This is a genomic window from Granulosicoccus sp. 3-233 (genome assembly GCF_052681095.1).
Window position 1 is genome coordinate 18,135 of record NZ_JBQYLE010000020.1, and the last position, 16,523, is coordinate 34,657.

The 16,523-nt window shown below is 57.3% G+C and carries 17 protein-coding genes; 12 read left to right on the top strand and 5 right to left on the bottom strand.

The window, feature by feature from the left end:
* The first annotated feature begins 392 nt into the window (after positions 1 to 392).
* The gene (locus tag ACUNV4_RS28805; protein ID WP_430882127.1) at positions 393 to 602 is read left to right on the top strand and encodes a hypothetical protein; all 210 of its coding nucleotides are present in this window, start codon (positions 393 to 395) and stop codon (positions 600 to 602) included.
* A gap of 301 nt (positions 603 to 903) precedes the next feature.
* On the opposite strand, the gene ACUNV4_RS28810 is transcribed toward ACUNV4_RS28805, so the two are convergent.
* From ACUNV4_RS28810 to ACUNV4_RS28820, 3 genes are read right to left on the bottom strand one after another with little or no spacing between them, the layout of a single operon-like run.
* Complete coding sequence (locus ACUNV4_RS28810) at positions 904 to 2,328, bottom strand: sulfatase family protein (protein WP_430882128.1); 1,425 nt, start codon at positions 2,326 to 2,328, stop codon at positions 904 to 906.
* A complete protein-coding gene (locus ACUNV4_RS28815; RefSeq protein WP_430882129.1) occupies positions 2,325 to 3,194 on the bottom strand; it encodes a DMT family transporter in 870 nt (289 codons plus the stop codon). The genes ACUNV4_RS28810 and ACUNV4_RS28815 overlap by 4 nt, the downstream gene beginning before the upstream one ends.
* On the bottom strand, positions 3,182 to 3,607 hold the full coding sequence (locus ACUNV4_RS28820) for a VOC family protein (protein ID WP_430882130.1): 426 nt from the start codon (positions 3,605 to 3,607) through the stop codon (positions 3,182 to 3,184). The genes ACUNV4_RS28815 and ACUNV4_RS28820 overlap by 13 nt, the downstream gene beginning before the upstream one ends.
* A 98-nt stretch (positions 3,608 to 3,705) precedes the next feature.
* Between ACUNV4_RS28820 and ACUNV4_RS28825 the strand changes: the two genes are divergently transcribed.
* The 8 genes from ACUNV4_RS28825 to ACUNV4_RS28860 are packed head-to-tail and all read left to right on the top strand — an operon-like array spanning position 3,706 to position 12,460.
* Positions 3,706 to 4,611 carry a dihydrodipicolinate synthase family protein gene (locus tag ACUNV4_RS28825; protein ID WP_430882131.1) on the top strand — a complete coding sequence of 302 codons (906 nt, stop codon included), beginning with the start codon at positions 3,706 to 3,708 and terminating at the stop codon, positions 4,609 to 4,611.
* Positions 4,604 to 5,776, top strand: coding sequence for a mandelate racemase/muconate lactonizing enzyme family protein (locus ACUNV4_RS28830; RefSeq protein WP_430882132.1), 1,173 nt, complete (start codon positions 4,604 to 4,606; stop codon positions 5,774 to 5,776). Before ACUNV4_RS28825 ends, ACUNV4_RS28830 begins: the two co-directional genes overlap by 8 nt.
* 23 nt (positions 5,777 to 5,799) lie before the next feature.
* Positions 5,800 to 7,062, top strand: a complete 1,263-nt coding sequence (locus ACUNV4_RS28835; protein ID WP_430882133.1) for an ABC transporter substrate-binding protein — start codon at positions 5,800 to 5,802, stop codon at positions 7,060 to 7,062.
* 59 nt (positions 7,063 to 7,121) lie between these two features.
* Positions 7,122 to 8,066 (top strand): carbohydrate ABC transporter permease, encoded by a 945-nt coding sequence (locus tag ACUNV4_RS28840; RefSeq protein ID WP_430882134.1) that lies wholly within the window; start codon positions 7,122 to 7,124, stop codon positions 8,064 to 8,066.
* A gap of 10 nt (positions 8,067 to 8,076) precedes the next feature.
* Positions 8,077 to 8,910, top strand: coding sequence for a carbohydrate ABC transporter permease (locus ACUNV4_RS28845; protein ID WP_430882135.1), 834 nt, complete (start codon positions 8,077 to 8,079; stop codon positions 8,908 to 8,910).
* A 14-nt stretch (positions 8,911 to 8,924) separates the two neighbouring features.
* The gene (locus ACUNV4_RS28850) at positions 8,925 to 10,046 is read left to right on the top strand and encodes an ABC transporter ATP-binding protein (RefSeq protein ID WP_430882136.1); all 1,122 of its coding nucleotides are present in this window, start codon (positions 8,925 to 8,927) and stop codon (positions 10,044 to 10,046) included.
* Between the two features lie 3 nt (positions 10,047 to 10,049).
* Positions 10,050 to 11,723 (top strand): SMP-30/gluconolactonase/LRE family protein, encoded by a 1,674-nt coding sequence (locus ACUNV4_RS28855; protein ID WP_430882137.1) that lies wholly within the window; start codon positions 10,050 to 10,052, stop codon positions 11,721 to 11,723.
* Complete coding sequence (locus ACUNV4_RS28860; RefSeq protein ID WP_430882138.1) at positions 11,720 to 12,460, top strand: SDR family NAD(P)-dependent oxidoreductase; 741 nt, start codon at positions 11,720 to 11,722, stop codon at positions 12,458 to 12,460. Before ACUNV4_RS28855 ends, ACUNV4_RS28860 begins: the two co-directional genes overlap by 4 nt.
* A gap of 1,017 nt (positions 12,461 to 13,477) precedes the next feature.
* Here ACUNV4_RS28860 and ACUNV4_RS28865 read toward each other — a convergent pair.
* Both ACUNV4_RS28865 and ACUNV4_RS28870 read right to left on the bottom strand, forming a co-directional pair.
* Complete coding sequence (locus tag ACUNV4_RS28865; protein ID WP_430882139.1) at positions 13,478 to 13,822, bottom strand: DUF559 domain-containing protein; 345 nt, start codon at positions 13,820 to 13,822, stop codon at positions 13,478 to 13,480.
* Between the two features lie 290 nt (positions 13,823 to 14,112).
* Positions 14,113 to 14,385 (bottom strand): hypothetical protein, encoded by a 273-nt coding sequence (locus ACUNV4_RS28870; RefSeq protein ID WP_430882140.1) that lies wholly within the window; start codon positions 14,383 to 14,385, stop codon positions 14,113 to 14,115.
* 282 nt (positions 14,386 to 14,667) lie between these two features.
* Between ACUNV4_RS28870 and ACUNV4_RS28875 the strand changes: the two genes are divergently transcribed.
* Genes ACUNV4_RS28875 through ACUNV4_RS28885 form a run of 3 tightly spaced genes read left to right on the top strand, consistent with a single transcriptional unit; the run spans position 14,668 to position 16,512 of the window.
* Positions 14,668 to 15,174, top strand: a complete 507-nt coding sequence (locus ACUNV4_RS28875) for a BrxE family protein (protein ID WP_430882141.1) — start codon at positions 14,668 to 14,670, stop codon at positions 15,172 to 15,174.
* A complete protein-coding gene (locus ACUNV4_RS28880) occupies positions 15,174 to 15,959 on the top strand; it encodes a BrxA family protein (protein ID WP_430882142.1) in 786 nt (261 codons plus the stop codon). The genes ACUNV4_RS28875 and ACUNV4_RS28880 overlap by 1 nt, the downstream gene beginning before the upstream one ends.
* Positions 15,940 to 16,512 (top strand): BREX protein BrxB domain-containing protein, encoded by a 573-nt coding sequence (locus ACUNV4_RS28885; protein WP_430882143.1) that lies wholly within the window; start codon positions 15,940 to 15,942, stop codon positions 16,510 to 16,512. The genes ACUNV4_RS28880 and ACUNV4_RS28885 overlap by 20 nt, the downstream gene beginning before the upstream one ends.
* Positions 16,513 to 16,523: the final 11 nt, after the last annotated feature.

Consider the following 16,523-nt stretch of genomic DNA (forward strand, 5'->3'; position numbering starts at 1 on the left):
GCGACATGAATCGTCGCCATGGTCTCATTCGACGCATGTTCCTGATCCCGTTGCCATGCATGCGATGTTGTGCAATGCGCAGTAATGACATGAGTTCCTCCTTTCAGCGATGGCATTCTCGGGCCGCCTGCTATGTTGGAAGAAACGTTACGGGGAAAATCCTGATTGAACAATACTGCGATGCTGTAGTACAGCCATGAAGTCATAAAGTGTCTCAGTGTGAGACAGTTTGAGACACTCGGGTCTTCCCGATTGGCGTGAAAGCGCGCGTTTCACTGCATTTTTTCGGGCGAGGTGAAAAGCTTTTCGAGAAAATGAGAACACTGACTCGGGTTCAAGGTGAAGGCCGGTTCTTTTAGAGGGTGAATGATTGTTCCGGTTTTTCGGCGCCGATGTTCACGCCTATCGAAGCTCTCAGGCGAGCATTGAGCTTGCCGGGACAAGCCAAGAGCAAGAGCAAGGGCAAGGGCAAGGGCAAGGGCAAGAGCAAGAGCAAGGGCAAGAGCAAGAGCAAGAGCAAGAGCAAGGGCAAGAGCAAGGGCAAGAGCAAGGGCAAGAGCAAGGGCAAGAGCAAGAGCAAGGGCAAACAGTTGCCAGGGTAGGCTGGCACGCGGGTGCCCTCGCACGGTTTCCAATGACAAACAGCCATACTGTGATCGGCATGCGCGCTGTCGAGGATAACTGGATCCTGAGTCCGCCGGTTCAACAAGTCAATCATGGATAAGCTTCAGAGACTGGCTGAAGGCCTCTTGTCGAGCAATGCGCCGCGGCTGATGCCAGATGACAGTAATACAAGGTGTGTAGCGGATTATCTCCGGCGTCTGTCGCAATGTGCTCAGGGCCAAACTGTACGGGGTCGGTTCGCCCGCATGACAGTCTCGGGCAAACCAACCCCTGCCGCAATCAAAGTTGCGCGGGATAGGGTCGCTGCCAGTAGCGATCATGAAAAACGCCGTCGGCGGGCGATTTTGCGTCAGGCACGTTCTTGTCGGCGTGTCCGGCGGCCATGCCCTCGAGCAGACTGCGCGTCAATTCGGTATCTAGCCGCTGGCGAACATCTGCGTGCTGATCGATGACATTGCACTGCTCCTGTGGGTCGGCCTGTAGATCGAACAGTGCTTCGCAGCCATTGGCATAGCGCACCAGTTTCCAGCGCGGGTCTCGCAGCATGACGCCGCCGGTGGTCATCCCGGCGATGCAGCGCTCAGGATCAGGCTCCGACAGTTTACGGCCCTGCGCCTGTCTTTGTGGGGCGGCCCCGGACCAATCGAGAAAGCTGGGAAACAGGTCCAGCAGCGAGGCGGGTGCAGTTTCTACCCTGGTTTGCGGTGCCCGATAATCCGAGACGATCAGCGGAACTCTAACACTGGGTTCGTGGAAAAAACCCTTCCCCATCAAACCGAAGTCGCCGAGGTAATCGCCGTGATCCGAGGCAAAGACGATGATGGTGTTGTCGAGCCGACCTGTCTGGCGCAGCGTGTCGACCAGCATCGCCACATCTTCGTCCAGTCGCTCTACCGAGGCGGCGTAGTGATGGCGAATGGCGCGAATCTGCATTGCCGACAGCTCGGTGTAGTCCAGATCGGCCCAGTCTCGGCGATAGCCGGCAATGTGGTGCGGCAAATGCGTCTCGCTTTCCCTCGTGCGGGGGCAGGCCTGCGGTATCGTGGCAGGGTCGATGCGCTCCAGTGCCTCCGTCGGCGGATCGTAGGGGCAATGCGGACCGGGAAAGCCCACCATCATGGCGAAGGGCTGGTTGGCCGGCAAGCTTCGCAGGTGCTCCGCCGCTCGGTGTGCGACCCAGCGGTCCGGTTGCAGATGATCGGGCAGTGGGTTGATGCAGGCCCCCTTGTTCTCGTAATAACCCTGCATCTGATTGCCATGGCGTTTCTCTTCCCCTTCGGCGAGCAGTGCGAGGTGGTAGTCATCGCGCACGTGGATGTGTCGTTTGTCCTCGGCAATGGTGCGGTGTTGAAAGCCTTCCGAGAGATCCCAGGGATAGAAGTGCATCTTGCCGATCGCCGCCGTGTGATAGCTCTGCTGCGACAGGATTTCCGGCCAGGTGCGAATACCCATCTGGCGGCGGTCAGGGCGCAGCCAGCACAGATTGTGGGTGATGCCGGAACTGTGAGCGTGCTGGCCGGTCAGCATCGAGGCTCTGGCCGGTACGCAGATGGGTGATGGTGAGATGGCTGTTTCCCAGCGTGTACCGCGTGCTGCCAGCGCATCGATCGCCGGTGTTTGCAGGAAGTTTGCGCCATAGCAACCAAGGAAGTCCGGGCGCAGCTGGTCGGGGAGAAGGAACAGGATATCGGGTCGTTTGCTCATGGGGCGACTTCCGGTGCTTTTGGTGAATCGGTTTGCAGTTGAATGATTCCGGCGCTCAGGATCAGGGCGATGCCGCAAACCCCTGCCAGGTCGGGTAGGTAGTCCCAGAGCAGTGCATCGAAAATCAGGGACCACAGGATGCTGGAATAACGCAGCGGTGCTATCCGGGAAAGTTCGGTGCGGCGCAGGGCGATGATGATCAGTACGTTGGCGGCCACAAAGCCCAGGGCGGCAATGGTGATCAGCACTACATGCATTGCCTCCGGGCAGATCCAGGGCTGATCGGAAGACAGGACTGCAGCAGTGACACCGACCATGATCAAGGACAATTGCGACAGGCGTAGGGTGTCGGTGTGCGCCGGCAGCTTTCTCGTAAGCAGATCGCGACACGCATAGGCGAGGGTGGAGATCAGAGCCAGTGCCACGCCGTATGGCGAGAATGCCAGCTCGGGCTGAATGACCAGCAGCGTTCCGGTGCCGGCGAGCAGCAGTGCCAGCCAGTTACCCGCTTGCAAGCGTTCCTTGAGCACGACACCCGACAGGATCACCGATAGCACGGGTAACGTGGCATGGATGCTGGCCAGCATGGACAGGGGAATTTCGAAGATCGCCAGCGAGAAAGTCAGCGCTGCCAGAGCATCCAGAGTGGCGCGCAGGATACCGGGCAGCCCTGTGATGCGCGGCGTCTTGCGCGGTCGTGCCATGGCTATGCCGGTGATAACGAGAAATGCCAGGGCCGAACGCAGGGCGATGGCTTCACCGGCCGGCATCGTGTGAATGCGCTTCAGTGCAACGCCAGAGGCCACACCGCCGAACAGGGCGACGAGTGCGAGCAGCCGACCATCTAGCAGGCTCAATCGTGACATGGGCTCGTCACCTCGACGCGATTGCCGGCAGGATCTTCGAAGAAGGTCCACAGCACACCGGATACGCCCCGCTGCACGGGGTGCAGCGGCTGGAGGCCCTGAGCATCCAGGTGCTGCAGCAGCGCATCAAGGTCCGCAGTATGCAGTCCGAAATGCCCCGGTGCCATTGCATCCTGATCGGCCAGCAGTTCGACAAAGAACTCACCTCGCCGCATCTGCTGCAAGGTGATCTGTCCCGCTGCGTCGCGTTTTGCGAAGTCGGGTCTGAATCCGAAGGCGGCGTAGAAGGCCATGCTGCGTTCGGGGTCCGGTGCCGCGATGGCCACATGGTTCAGTGACAGCTCGGGACACGCCGTACGCGAGGTGCTGATGACACTGGCCTTGCGGGTTTCAGTGGAGGAATTGCGCTGCACGTCGGATCTGCCCCTTGACTGAAATCAGTTGACAGCTTAATCTCTCACCGACTATATTTCAAATATGAAACAGCAGTTGCAATTATTGGGAATGGATAATGACTAAACCGTTGACAGGTGTTTTGCCGATCGTTCCGACTCCTTTCGGGCATGACGGTCTGATTGATGAGCTGTCACTCAAGCGGGTGGTCACACACGCTATCGAGGCAGGTGCCTCGGCGCTGGTCTATCCCGGTGTGGCCAGTGAGGATCTGTTTCTGAGCGCCGAAGAGCGCCGAACTTGTCTGGCACTGGTCACCCGTCTGGTGGCGAACCGCGTCCCAGTGATTGCGGGAGTGAACTCGGCGGATCCGGCGGAGATGGTCGAGATCACGCGTATGGCGGTGTCGCAGGGTGCCGATGGCATTATGGCCATGGCTGTGCCGGGGATGGAGGATCAGGTCGGTGCCTGGTTTGCGCGCATTGCCGCGGCCTTGGGCCCGGAGCGCCCCATCATTCTCCAGAATCTTTTCAAACCGCGTGGCGCCGATCTGGATGCCGATGACATGCTGGCTCTGGCGTCCGAGATTCCGGCCATCCGCTATGTCAAGGAGGAAGGCATACCCTCCGGTCCCAAGGTGTCGCGACTGGTCGCCGGTTGCGGGCCGGATCTGGACGGCGTGATCGGAGGAGGTGGTGCGCGCTACCTCCTCGAGGAGCTGGACAGAGGGGCTGTGGCCACGATGCCGGCCATCGAACTGTTGGAACTGCACGTGGCCCTGTACCGTGCTTATGTGGCTCACGATCGCGCCGAGGTACTGAGACTCTACGAGCGCAGTCTGCCACTGCTATTGATTCAGGCACCGTACCGAATGCGTCTGACGAAGCTGATCCTGAAGAGCCGCGGACTGATTGATTGTGACGATGTGCGCGAACCATTACCGGAAATGGATGAAGAGCTGAAGAAGATCGCACTGGAACTCTACGAGCGCGCCACACGGATGGTGGAGGCGGTCGATGTTTAAGAAAATCGAGCGTATCGAGATCTTTGTCTTCGAGCGAGCACGCAATGCCTCCTATCTGGGTGATCTGGGTAACGGGGAATTTGCGTTGGGTGAACACCACATCGTGCGTCTGTTCAATGGCACGGTTTATCCACGCATGGACCGCTCGGTGGTGTTACGCCTCGTCGACAGTGATGGTGCTGAAGGCTGGGGAGAGACCTACGGGCTCGTGGCGCCTGGCATTGTGGCCGAACTGGTTCGGGATCTGCTCGGGCCCTATCTGAAGATGCTGGATCCGGCCCGCCCCGATGAAATCTGGGACAAGCTGTACGAGCTGCAGCGGGTGCGGGGGTATTGGGGCGGCTACCTGGCGGATACGCTGGCCGCCCTGGACATCGCCTTGTGGGATCTCTATGCGCGAAGCCGCGGCGAGAGTCTGCAGAGTGCTCTGGGTCATTCCGGAGCGGGTGAATTGCCGGCCTATGTGTCCGGTCTGCCTGAATCCACGAAAGCGGGACGTCTGGCGCTGGCCCGCGACTGGCAGGCCCGCGGTTTTGACAGGCTCAAGATTCCCGTCAGCCACACGGACAATGGCGATGTGGCCGCTGAATTCGACAGCTTGCGCACAGGGCTCGGCGAGCAGCAGCACATTGCTCTGGATCTGCATTGGACCTGTACTGCCGATGAGGCGATCGCTCTGGCCGCAACCCTGACTCCCCACGACCCCTGGTTCATCGAAGCCCCGGTGGCTGCCGAGGACATCGATGCGCAGCTGGCCGTGGGGGAAGGCATCGCCTGTCCGCTGGCCCTGGGCGAGGAATGGCGCACGAGTTGGGACTATCGGCCAAGACGGCGTGCCGCGAAGATCGTACAGCCGGAAATGGGTCACACTGGCGTCACGCAATTCATGCGTATTGCCAGCATGGCCAGTGAGCAGGGTGCTGCCGTGATGCCTCATGCCACGATCGGTCTGGGTATTTTCGCCAATGCCAGTTTTCGTGCCGCACTTGCAGTAGGGGCCGAAGCGCATGAATTCCAGCACACGATCTATCCGGCCAATGCCAGCCTGCTCGATGGTGCGGCCAGCTGTGAACAAGGTCGGTTCGCGATACCGGATACACCAGGTCATGGCGTCAGGCCGAACACTGATGGCATGGCCCATCTCACACCCATGATGACACTGTAGAAATCACCACCGGAGGAAACCTGATGAAAATACTGAAGAAAACGGCTATCAGCGCATTGCTGGCAGCCAGCACCGTGCTCAGCGCAGTGCCTGCGTCCGCCGAGACATTGAGCTTTGTCAGCTGGATGAAGGACGAACCGGGCTATGGCGATTGGTGGAACGAGATCATCGCCGAATTCGAGGAAACGCACCCAGGCGTGACCATCAACATGTCGCGCGTGGCGCGTGCCGAATACGCCAACACCATGTTCACCATGTTTGCCGGTGGAAATCCGCCGGACATCGTTCATCTTGCCGCGTTCGAGTTCCAGCCCTTTGCCAACGAAGGCTGGATGGAACCGCTGGACGAGCGCATTGCCGAAGAGGGGCTGGATCTGAGCAACTGGGCGGGCCAGTCTACCTGTGAATGGGACGGCGATACGGTCTGCCTCATGCTGCTCTATACCGGTTTTGTGCTGGCCTACAACGAGCAGATCTTTGCCGATGCGGACATCCCCGTGCCCACGGACTGGGAAAGCTATCTGTACGCAGCACGTGAGCTGCGCAAGGATACCGACGGTGATGGCATTCTCGATCAGTACGGAACCGCGCTGCCCTTTGATGACCCTGCCAGCGTCATGCAAGAGGCTCAGAACCACGTGCTCGACACGGGCGGCGCCTGGACCACCGATGGCGAGCCTGACTTCGATCGACCGGAAGTGATTGAGGGCCTGGCGCGCTACAAGCAGCTGTTTACTGAAGGTCTGACACCGAAAGAGCTGAGCTCGGCCGATGTACGCCAGCTTCTTCTGGAAGGCCGCCTGGCCATGACGGTCGATGGTGGCTGGATCAACAACACGTTTCGCAGCGCCTCCCCCGAGGTTCAGCAGCATCTGAAAATCACCCAATCACCTTTTTCACCACCACTGGGTGGCACATCGAATGTGCTTGGCATGCCATCGGACATCTCGGACGAGAAGAAGGACCTGGTCTGGGATTTCATCGCCTTGACGGCCTCGGAAAAGTACCAGCAGCGATTCGCCGAATGGGCAAAAACGCCAGCACCACGGCCGGGACTCGACTACACGCAGCTGATGGCTGACAACCCGTCCTTCCAGGTTCTGGCCAAGGCGGCGGAGAATGCGGCTGCGGCCAATGTCGATCGATTGCCCAAGGGACTGGAACTGGAGAACAACGAGGTCGTCAAGGTCTTCTACAAGATCGCCCAGCAGATGATCCTGCAGGACCTTGACCCGGCCGATGCGGCCAAACAGCTGCAGGAGCAGGTGTCACGCATCAAGGACTGAATTCTCAGTCGAACCGGCCGGCTCATTCGGGAGCCGGCTGAACCAGGGTCAGAATACTCATGAGCGATACGACATCTTCAGCGGACAGGGGCGCAGGCACGCGCTTTCCGTTCATCGACTTCAGCGCGCCGCGTCATCGTGCCAAATTCGGTTATCTGTTGCTGGCCCCGGCCGTGCTGCTGATGGCCGTGATCATTGTCTACCCGATATTGCTGTCGGTCAGCATCAGTCTGCAGGATGTGCGCATCGCCCGTATCGGTGATAGCAGCGAACCGTGGACACTGGAGAACTACCAGTGGCTGTTCGGTTCCGGGGAAACCTGGCAGGCACTGTGGGTCACGTTCAAGCTGGTGGCAGTGGTCGGTGGCTTGTCGGTCATCATCGGCTTTGCCACGGCTATACTGGTGAACCAGAAATTTCATGGTCGCACCGCTGCGCGTCTGTTCGTTGCGTTGCCCTGGGCCGTGCCGGAAGTTGTGGCGACAGTGATCTGGGCCTGGATGCTGGACAGCTCCTTCGGGCTGGTCAACTGGGTACTGCTGACTTCCGGCATGGTCGCCGAGCCGATTGCATTCGGTTCGGACCCGAATGCCGCCTTTGCCGCCGTCTGTTTCGTGATGATCTGGAAGGGCTATCCACTGATGTCGATCATGCTGCTGGCCGGTTTGCAGTCCATTCCCGAAGAACAATATCAGGCCGCGAAGGTCGATGGTGCTGGTGTGTGGCAGCGTTTCTGGTACATCACCTTGCCAAACATGCTGCCGGTGGCAGGCGTCACGATGGTCATGACGACACTCTGGGTTTTTCGCGATTTTGCCATCATCCACGTCCTCACCCAGGGCGGACCGCTCGGCGCGACCACGACCTTGTCGATTCTGACCTTCGAACAGAGTTTTGAATTCTTCCGTATGGGGCAGGGCGCGGCGGTAGGCGTGCTGACAATGGTGCTCTGCGCGGTGATCAGTCGTGCGCTGGTCGGGCGCATGGCGAAATCGGTGCACTGAGGAGAGAAACATGGAAAAGAGAAGCCCACTGGGCACCTTCGCGCTCTACGCAACCGTGATCACGAGCTGCGCGCTGCTGCTCTTCCCGATCTACTGGATGGTGGTGACAGCCTTGCAGCCTGCATCCAATCTGCGAGCCTATCCACCGCAGTTCTGGCCCACAGATCCGCAATGGAATGTCTTTGCCGATCTGCTGGACAAGCATCCCTTCGTGTTGTGGTTCAGCAACACGATTCTGATCGCCTTCGCCACGATGACCATCTCTCTGGCCGTGTCCATTCTGGCAGCCTATGCACTTTCGCGTTTCCGGCTGCGTGGTGGACAGGGGCTCGGGCTGTTCATTCTCACATCCAAGATGCTGCCTGCCACGCTGCTGATCATTCCGCTGTTTGCGATCTTTCGATCCACCGGACTGGTTGGATCGCTCTGGTCAGTGGTGATTGCCCAGGCGACCCTGATCGTGCCGTTCTGCACCTGGATGCTCAAAGGCTATTTCGACACCATGCCGCCCGAGCTGGAACAGGCCGCACTGGTGGATGGCTGCTCGCCACTGGGTACCATCTTTCGTATCGTGCTGCCGGTGGCGGCCCCGGGGCTAGCCGCGACAGCGCTCTATGCCTTCGTGGTCAGCTGGTCGGATTTTCTCTTCGGTCGTACCTTTCTGACCACCAGCGACGAAAACTGGACGCTGCAGATGGGCATCGCGTCCCTGAAGGGCGAGTTCGTGACCGAGTGGAACGTTATCATGGCCGGCTCGATCATGGCCTCCATTCCCATCATCATTGTCTATCTCTTTCTTGAGCGTTTCCTGGTCGGCGGTCTGTCCGCCGGATCAGAGAAGTAGCGGAGCACAAATTCATGGCCACTGTACAATTCAACCAGATCCGGAAAAGCTATGGCTCGGTGGAGGCTATCCGCGACTTCAATCTGGACATCGAAGATGGTGAATTCTGTGTCTTCGTCGGTCCGTCGGGTTGTGGAAAATCCACCGCACTGAAGATGCTGGCAGGGCTGGAGGCGACGTCGGGCGGCTCCATCAGCATTGGTGGACGAGACGTCACCGAGCTGGGACCGGGCAAACGGGACATCGCGATGGTGTTTCAGAACTACGCACTCTACCCACACATGACGGTACGCAAGAACATCGGTTTTGGTCTGAAAATGCACGGCATGCCCGCCAACGACGTCAACAAGCGCGTCGAGGAGGCCGCCAGGGTGCTGGAGTTGACACCCTATCTGGACAGAAAGCCACGTGCCCTGTCCGGCGGTCAGCGACAGCGTGTAGCCCTGGGCCGTGCCATCGTGCGCGAGCCCAAGGCCTTCCTGATGGACGAACCGCTATCGAATCTGGACGCCAAGCTGCGGGTGCAGACCCGCTCCGAGATCGTGAAGTTGCAGCAGCGACTGGGTGTAACGACGATCTACGTCACGCACGATCAGACCGAGGCGCTGACCATGGCTGACAAGATCGTGGTGATGCGAGGCGGCGTCATTCAGCAGGTCGGCACCGCCGAGAATCTGTTTCATCACCCGAACAATATCTTCGTCGCCGGTTTCATCGGCTCACCCGGCATGAACTTCTTCCACGGCAAGGTCGAGGCGGGAGCCGATGGACCGGTGATGCGCTTCGGAGAGTCCATCGTTGCCTTGCCGGCTCACTGCACTGCAAGGGTGGGGCGCGATCTGGTGTTCGGCATTCGTCCGGAGCATGTGCGCATCGGCACGGACGGACCCGCTGTCGATCTGTCGCTGGTGGAAAACCTGGGGACAGAAAAGATATTGCATTTTCATACGCCCGATCAGAATACACTGGAACTGGATCGCTCGGCGCTGGCAAACGATGAGGAGCGTGATGCGCAAACATTGCTCATTCGCGTGATCGATGACCATCGCTATCGCCAGGGCGATACCTTGAATCTGACATTCCCGGTGGACAAGATTCATGTGTTTGATCCTGACACCAACGAAATCGTGAATTGAACCTTGGACAGATTTGACAAGATAGCGGAACGATTCCCCGGTGCTGGCACATTGGTCAAGGGTATCCAGATTGTCGAGATTCTCGATGAGATCGGTCACCCCGCCACGTCCACGGAACTGCTTTCCGCCACCGGCCTGCCCAAGGCCACGTTCTATCGATTGCTTGGTGCGCTGATCGAGTTCGGCTATATCAGGCACGATGCGCGGCTCAAGACCTACGCACTGGGCCATCGACTGATCGAACTGGCCAGCCGCTCGATGGCCAGTTTCGACCTGCGCAACGCGGCAGAAGGGGAGGTCATGCGGTTGTCAACCGAACTCAATGAAACCGTCAGTCTCGCAGCGCTTGAGGGCGATCGCATCATCTATGTGGATGTACGCCGACCGCCCAACCCGCTGGCCATCGGGGTGGAAATCGGTCGCGAGTTGCCGGCACTGCAGAGTGCCTCGGGACACGCGATTCTATCGGCCATGCCGCCACACCAGGTCAATGGCATGATCAGCAAGCTGTCATCTGAAGAACAAGCCTCACTGCTGGCCGATTTTGCCATCAGCCGCGCACGTGGCTATTCACTGGCCGATTCGCGCAACCTGGAAGGCGTCATCGTGATAGCGGTGCCAGTCAGCGGACCACCGGGCATGGGACGTGGCGCCATCGTGGTGACCGCGCTGGCCAGTCGATTGCTCTATGAACGCCGCCATGTCATTGGTCGCGATCTCATGGAAGCGGCACGTCGGGTGATGGGGAACATCGGCAGTGCCCCGGTGAGTATCACGCCCAATCCGCGGCGCACGCCGCACGTGGAAGAGGGGCTGGAATGTCTGTCCGCTGTGGGTGCCATCGTCGGTGAGGGACCTGTGTGGGACGCACGTGAAGGACTGCTGCACTGGGTTGATGTCGCCGCACCTGCCTTTCATGTTTTCGACCCGAAGCGCGGTGAGGGTCGCATGATCCCGGCCCCCTATCTGGTGAGTGCCGTTCTGCCGGCCAGCGGCAATGCCATGGTGGCAGTCACCCAGAACGGGCTGGAGCACTACGATCCGGTGACTGGCAAGCTCAAGACGATATACAACCCCGAGGCTCACTTGCCGGCAAACCGCTTCAATGATGCCAAAACCGATCCGGCCGGGAGAGTCTGGACCGGATCGATGAGCCTTGATGCCTCGATGCCTTCCGGATCGCTCTACCGCTTCGACTCGGTGACCGAAGCCCGGGCCGTGGATGGAGGCTTTCAGGTATCCAACGGCATGGACTGGAGCCCGGATGGGCGTACCTTCTATTTCACGGACACGGCGTTGGGCGTCGTCTTCTCCTATGATTTCGACCCTGTCACTGGCGCGCTTTCCAATCGCAGCAGTTTCCTGAGTTTCGATCCGGCTGACGGCAAGCCGGACGGGCTGTGTGTGGACAGCGAGGGCAATCTGTGGATTGCCATCTGGGACGGCTGGCGAGTGGCCTGCTATGACGCGAACGGCCAGCTGAAACGCGTGATCGATCTACCGGTGCCGCGGCCCACCAGCTGCTGTTTCGGTGGCGAAGACGGCAAGCGGCTCTTCATCACCTCTGCCTCGATTCGTCTGCCTGCCAGTGTGCTGGAAGAGGCGCCGTTATCCGGGGCCTTGTTTGCCATCGACGTGGATGTGGCTGGGCAGCCGGTCACGGAGGTGGTGCTATGAACACAGACTTCGATTTCTCCGGGCGTCATGTCATGGTCACCGGTGCCGCAGCCGGTATCGGCCGCGCGACGGCCTTGAAGTTTGCAGCTGCCGGAGCGCAGGTCAGCGCGGTCGATATTGATGTCGAAGCACTGCAGCAGACGGCTGCAAGTTCGGATCGTATCCACGCGCTGGGCTGCGATCTGGCCGACAGCACCGCCATTCGCGCCATGATCAAGACGGCTCTGGCGGACAGCGGACCCGTTACTGTGCTGGTCAACAACGCCGGCGTTGATCGGCGCATCGCCTTCGAGGAGCAAACCGAGGAGCAGTGGCGATGGATGCTCTCGGTAAACCTGGATCATCATGCATTGCTGTCGTCATTGATCGCGCCTGGTATGGTCTCGGCAGGAGGAGGGGCCATCGTGAATCTGTCATCCACCGCGTGGATGAAACTGGCCGAAAACCTGACGGCCTATCACACGGCCAAGGCCGGTATTGTCGGTCTGACCCGGGGGCTGGCACGTGATCTGGGAGCGAAGGGCATTCGGGCCAATGCTATTGCACCGGGGCGTGTCGTGACCGAAAGGGTTGCCGGACAGGTCAGCGAAGAATGGGTGGCTGACACACAGGCGCTACAGTGCATTCCCGAACTGATCCTACCCTCGGATATCGCCGATTGCGCCCTGTGGCTGGCCTCGGATGCAGCGCGCATGGTAACTGGACAATGTATTATTGTTGATGGTGGGGTTGTTTAACGCTGGGCTTGAGCTCCGTCTGATGTTCAGTCGTGAGACCACGGCAGTAGTGTGCAAATTCTCGACAGTTGTCTGATCAACCTGTTTCTCCGGATCACAGCCAACAGCACTGGAGACACTTCAGAGAGGCATGAAGTCGACATTGGGTTCGACCCTGCCAAGGTTCGAGTCACCAGAGGCGTGTCGTCGGTCAGAAGCACACCAGGCGTTGTCAGAGCGGTTGATGGAGCGGCTGGGTGAAGGGGTTGATGTCACTAACCTACGGAATATGTGACAGTTTTGTGGGGTTTTTCCAATTCGCGACGCACTGCGTCTCGAATTGAGCTGGACGCATTATCGTTGACTGTTTCGCATTGAAAACAAGCAGGCTCACGCCTGGTATTGGCAGGAAGCTTTCAAGTAAGGCTGGAGTTCCCGTGCGCTCGACCGACAGATCTACAGTCTCAACCTGGAGAAGTACAGGCAATCGCTCTGTAGGCTAATGAATTGACACGATAACCTAATAATCGTCTGACACGATAACCTAAAAGCTATCGGACACGACGACCTGATTTCATCCTGACTGACAATCTGAAGGAGTCCTGAAAAGATAGCGAATCCAAGGTAATGACAGCTTGAATCACTAGCTGTTCTGAAACAGATCGTTCTTTGCTTTTGCAGCTGGTGTACCAAGCTGGTTTGAATTGGGGCGCGTTTACGGCGCATAGCGCCGTAGAATACGCAATGTCTAAACTGGATAAGGATTGCTACCTGTCGCTGATCAGGAAACCCAACGTCCCATGTCGCCTTGCGAGGCAGCCTTCCTGAAGCGAACCATTATCCACAAATCCTGTGGATAACCCTGTGGGTGACTGGCGTATAGATGGCCAGGAGGGTGTTGCAGTCATGCTCTTGTCATTCTGTACAAATCATGAGCACCAGGCTGACGTGCTTTTCTGGTAGGGCTTGACTCTGCAGGCAACGAGACCGTAAAGCCGGCTAGTGTCTCGTTTCGCTACAGGGGCTGAGCAGACGCTATCAGGGTGCAACTACTGAATCTGCAGTCTCCGAGGTCGCCATCCGCTCCTGCGTCAACCGCGCCAGCTCCGCCACGATAGGCTGTATCTGCGCATCCGCATTCCTGAACCAGTCGGTGGACCAGATTCTGCGAATCTTCCAACCCAAACCTTCCAGCACTTCTTGTATGAGCCTGTCTCTGTCTCGGGCTGATTTGGCGGAGTGGTAGGTAGCGCCGTCGCATTCGATTCTCATCAGGAACTCACCGGGTTTGTCGGGGTTGCGCACGGCCAGGTCGATGAAGAAAGCGGAAACACCGACTTGTGGCTCTAACTCGTAGCCTGCGGCTGCCAGTTTGCGCATCACGGCTACTTCAAAGGCGCTGTCTGGTGGCTTGTCGGTCTCTATGGTCGAATGCAGATTCTCATCAGGTCCCTCTATGCTAAGGGTGATGTGGTCACTCAGTTTACAGCTGAGAGACGGGTGACAGCTAGACCAGAATCGTCTCCATTCGGCGCAGGTTTCACCGGCGCAGCTTCCATATTCGGAATCAGTTGCGTGAAAGAGGGGGAAACACTCTGAATGTTCTCCGCGAGGTAGGGTAGCCGAAGGAGTAGAGATGCTTGAATCATTGCCAAGGTTCAACCGAGCGTCTGCTAAAATGGGAAGTACACGTGATGATCAAATGAGCCCACCACTCTCGTACTGATGCCGCCAGCCGACTCACTGAAATTGACACAGGCGTAGGTCAGTGTTTGCAGTTGCTGTGGTCTTGTGTGGCTGTCAAAGAGCAGGGTGCAGAGATTGCGAAGGACTCCTGGATGATGGTTGTCGAGCGCGCCTGGCGTGACTTCGTAGAGGACCAGCAGCTCGCTTAGAGCCGTCAAGGTGGCCGCAATGGCACAAATACCTTGAGATTTGTTCGACATTCAATCCGTTGGCCGCTAATCTCCAAAGCAGAACTATAATGTTATCGATGAGGGCAGTTGGAAATGAAGTTTCCGAGGTTTGGCGAGCTGTCGGAGCGTGCGTTCGAAGCTATGGTGTGCAGAAACACTTAACATGGGGTTGCATGCGTAACACTAGTGAGATCTCACCCTAGCTGCAAGGCATCGGTTGCATAGGGTCTATAGCACGGACCTTCTTCAGTCCTGCCTCGTTGGTCACTAGCTGTTGGTTGGAGATCAACTCTATTAACTCTCTGAATTATAATGAAAAATAACATAGTTGAGTCGCTCGCTGAGCTTCGGTTGTTAGTCGGGTTCCTCGGTGAAAAGACCCAACACAATTGGTGGGGTAGTAGCTTTATCGGTGCAACTAGTGAAGCATTTTTGGCCCCAGTGTTCCCCCGAACAACCATGCTCGCCCGTTATCACGGTGTCAGCGAGGCCGCGATGCTTGTGCATGATGAACACATCGGTGTGGGCGCTAATTTTCATTTGTATCGATTGCCGGATTCATTGGAGCGCGCCGCCGCTAAAGTAGTCGCGACCGACTCTAGCAAAGAGCTGATGAACTCCGTGTTAGGGAGCAGTGAAGCTGCGTTAGCACGACTGAGTGAGCTGTGTGTGATGGATGCCGAAAAGGTTGAGGGGCCAGTTGTCGTTGGTAATTATTCGGATGCGGCCCTGAATGACATGGTCCAACTTTCTACTAGTCACTACTTGAAAGCATTTACGGGCGCTTACAAGTGCTTCCCTTATATGAGGGAAGCTTAGTGAACGCGAGTAGGTCCACATACACAACACAGTTGCAAGCTGGGCTAGGCCTTGTAAACGAGACTAAGTTGCTGTTGTCATTGTATGAAAAGGATTTGACTGCGAATTTTCTTTATGAGAAATCTCTGCAGTCGGGGCTGTTTCCCCTCGTCTCAGCGAGAAGATTGCGCAATATCGTAATTGAGTGTTTTGCGCCTCGATATATCAAGACAAAAGCGGCAAACTATCTGAAGCCTTTAGCAACGTGCTTACCGTCTTCGACGATGAATCAACTGTTTCTGATTTATACGGCAGGGGCCAATGAGATTCTGCAAGACTTCATTCAAGAAATCTACTGGGACCGTTACACCGGTGGGCGCGACTCGATTCAGACTGATGATGCAAAGGAGTTTGTGGTTCATGCCGTGAGAGAGGGTAAAACGCAAAAGCCCTGGTCGGATTCCACGATTAAACGTATGGCATCCTATCTCATGAGTTGCTGCGCAGATTACGGCCTATTGTCTTCGAGACGTGGGGCAAAGCGCGCTATTCAACCAGTGCGTATTCAAGAATTTACTGTGCTTTACCTTGCCTACAAACTCCACTTCGAAGGCCTGGGTGACAGTGCGATGATCAATCATAAAACTTGGGCACTGTTTGGTCTCGATGCCTCCGACGTGCGTGAAGAACTTAAAGGCTTGGCAAAAAACGGCTGGATTATCGTTCAATCTGCTGGCGAAGTAACGCGTATCGGTTGGCAGTTAAAAACCATGGAGGACGTGATTGATGTCATCACTCAAAGCTGATTTCTATGAGTTGATTGATCGAATTAAAGCAGGCCGGGATTTTGGCCATGCTAGCTTCGAGCCCATTTTCTACATGGTTTTTTCGCCTGCCTCGATCTTGGAGGTAAAGAGGCAGATGCCAGCGTGGGAGGCGAAACTTCGTAACGAAGGCTGGATTGTGCATAAGTTTTCGATTGCGATAGAAGTCCAGCAGATCCTTGATGCGGCACCATTGAGAAAAATATGGATAAAGGCTGATGGCAAAGCTCCCCAGCAATGGGATAAGACCAATAAATCTTTAGCCAATGCACTCAGCAAAGGTGCTTTGCAGAACCGACTTGAAGAGGTACTTCATGAGTTGGAGGGTCAGCCCAATACCATTCTATTAGTGACTGACGTTGAGGCGCTTCACCCCTATATGCGCATTGGATCAATTGAGAGTCAGCTGCAGGGAAAATTTCATGTGCCTACAGTCTTTTTCTATCCTGGTACGAGAACCGGGAAAACCCAGCTCAAGTTCCTGGGCTTCTACCCAGAAGATGGTAACTATCGCTCTGTCCATGTGGGTGGGTAGGTTGAGCTTAA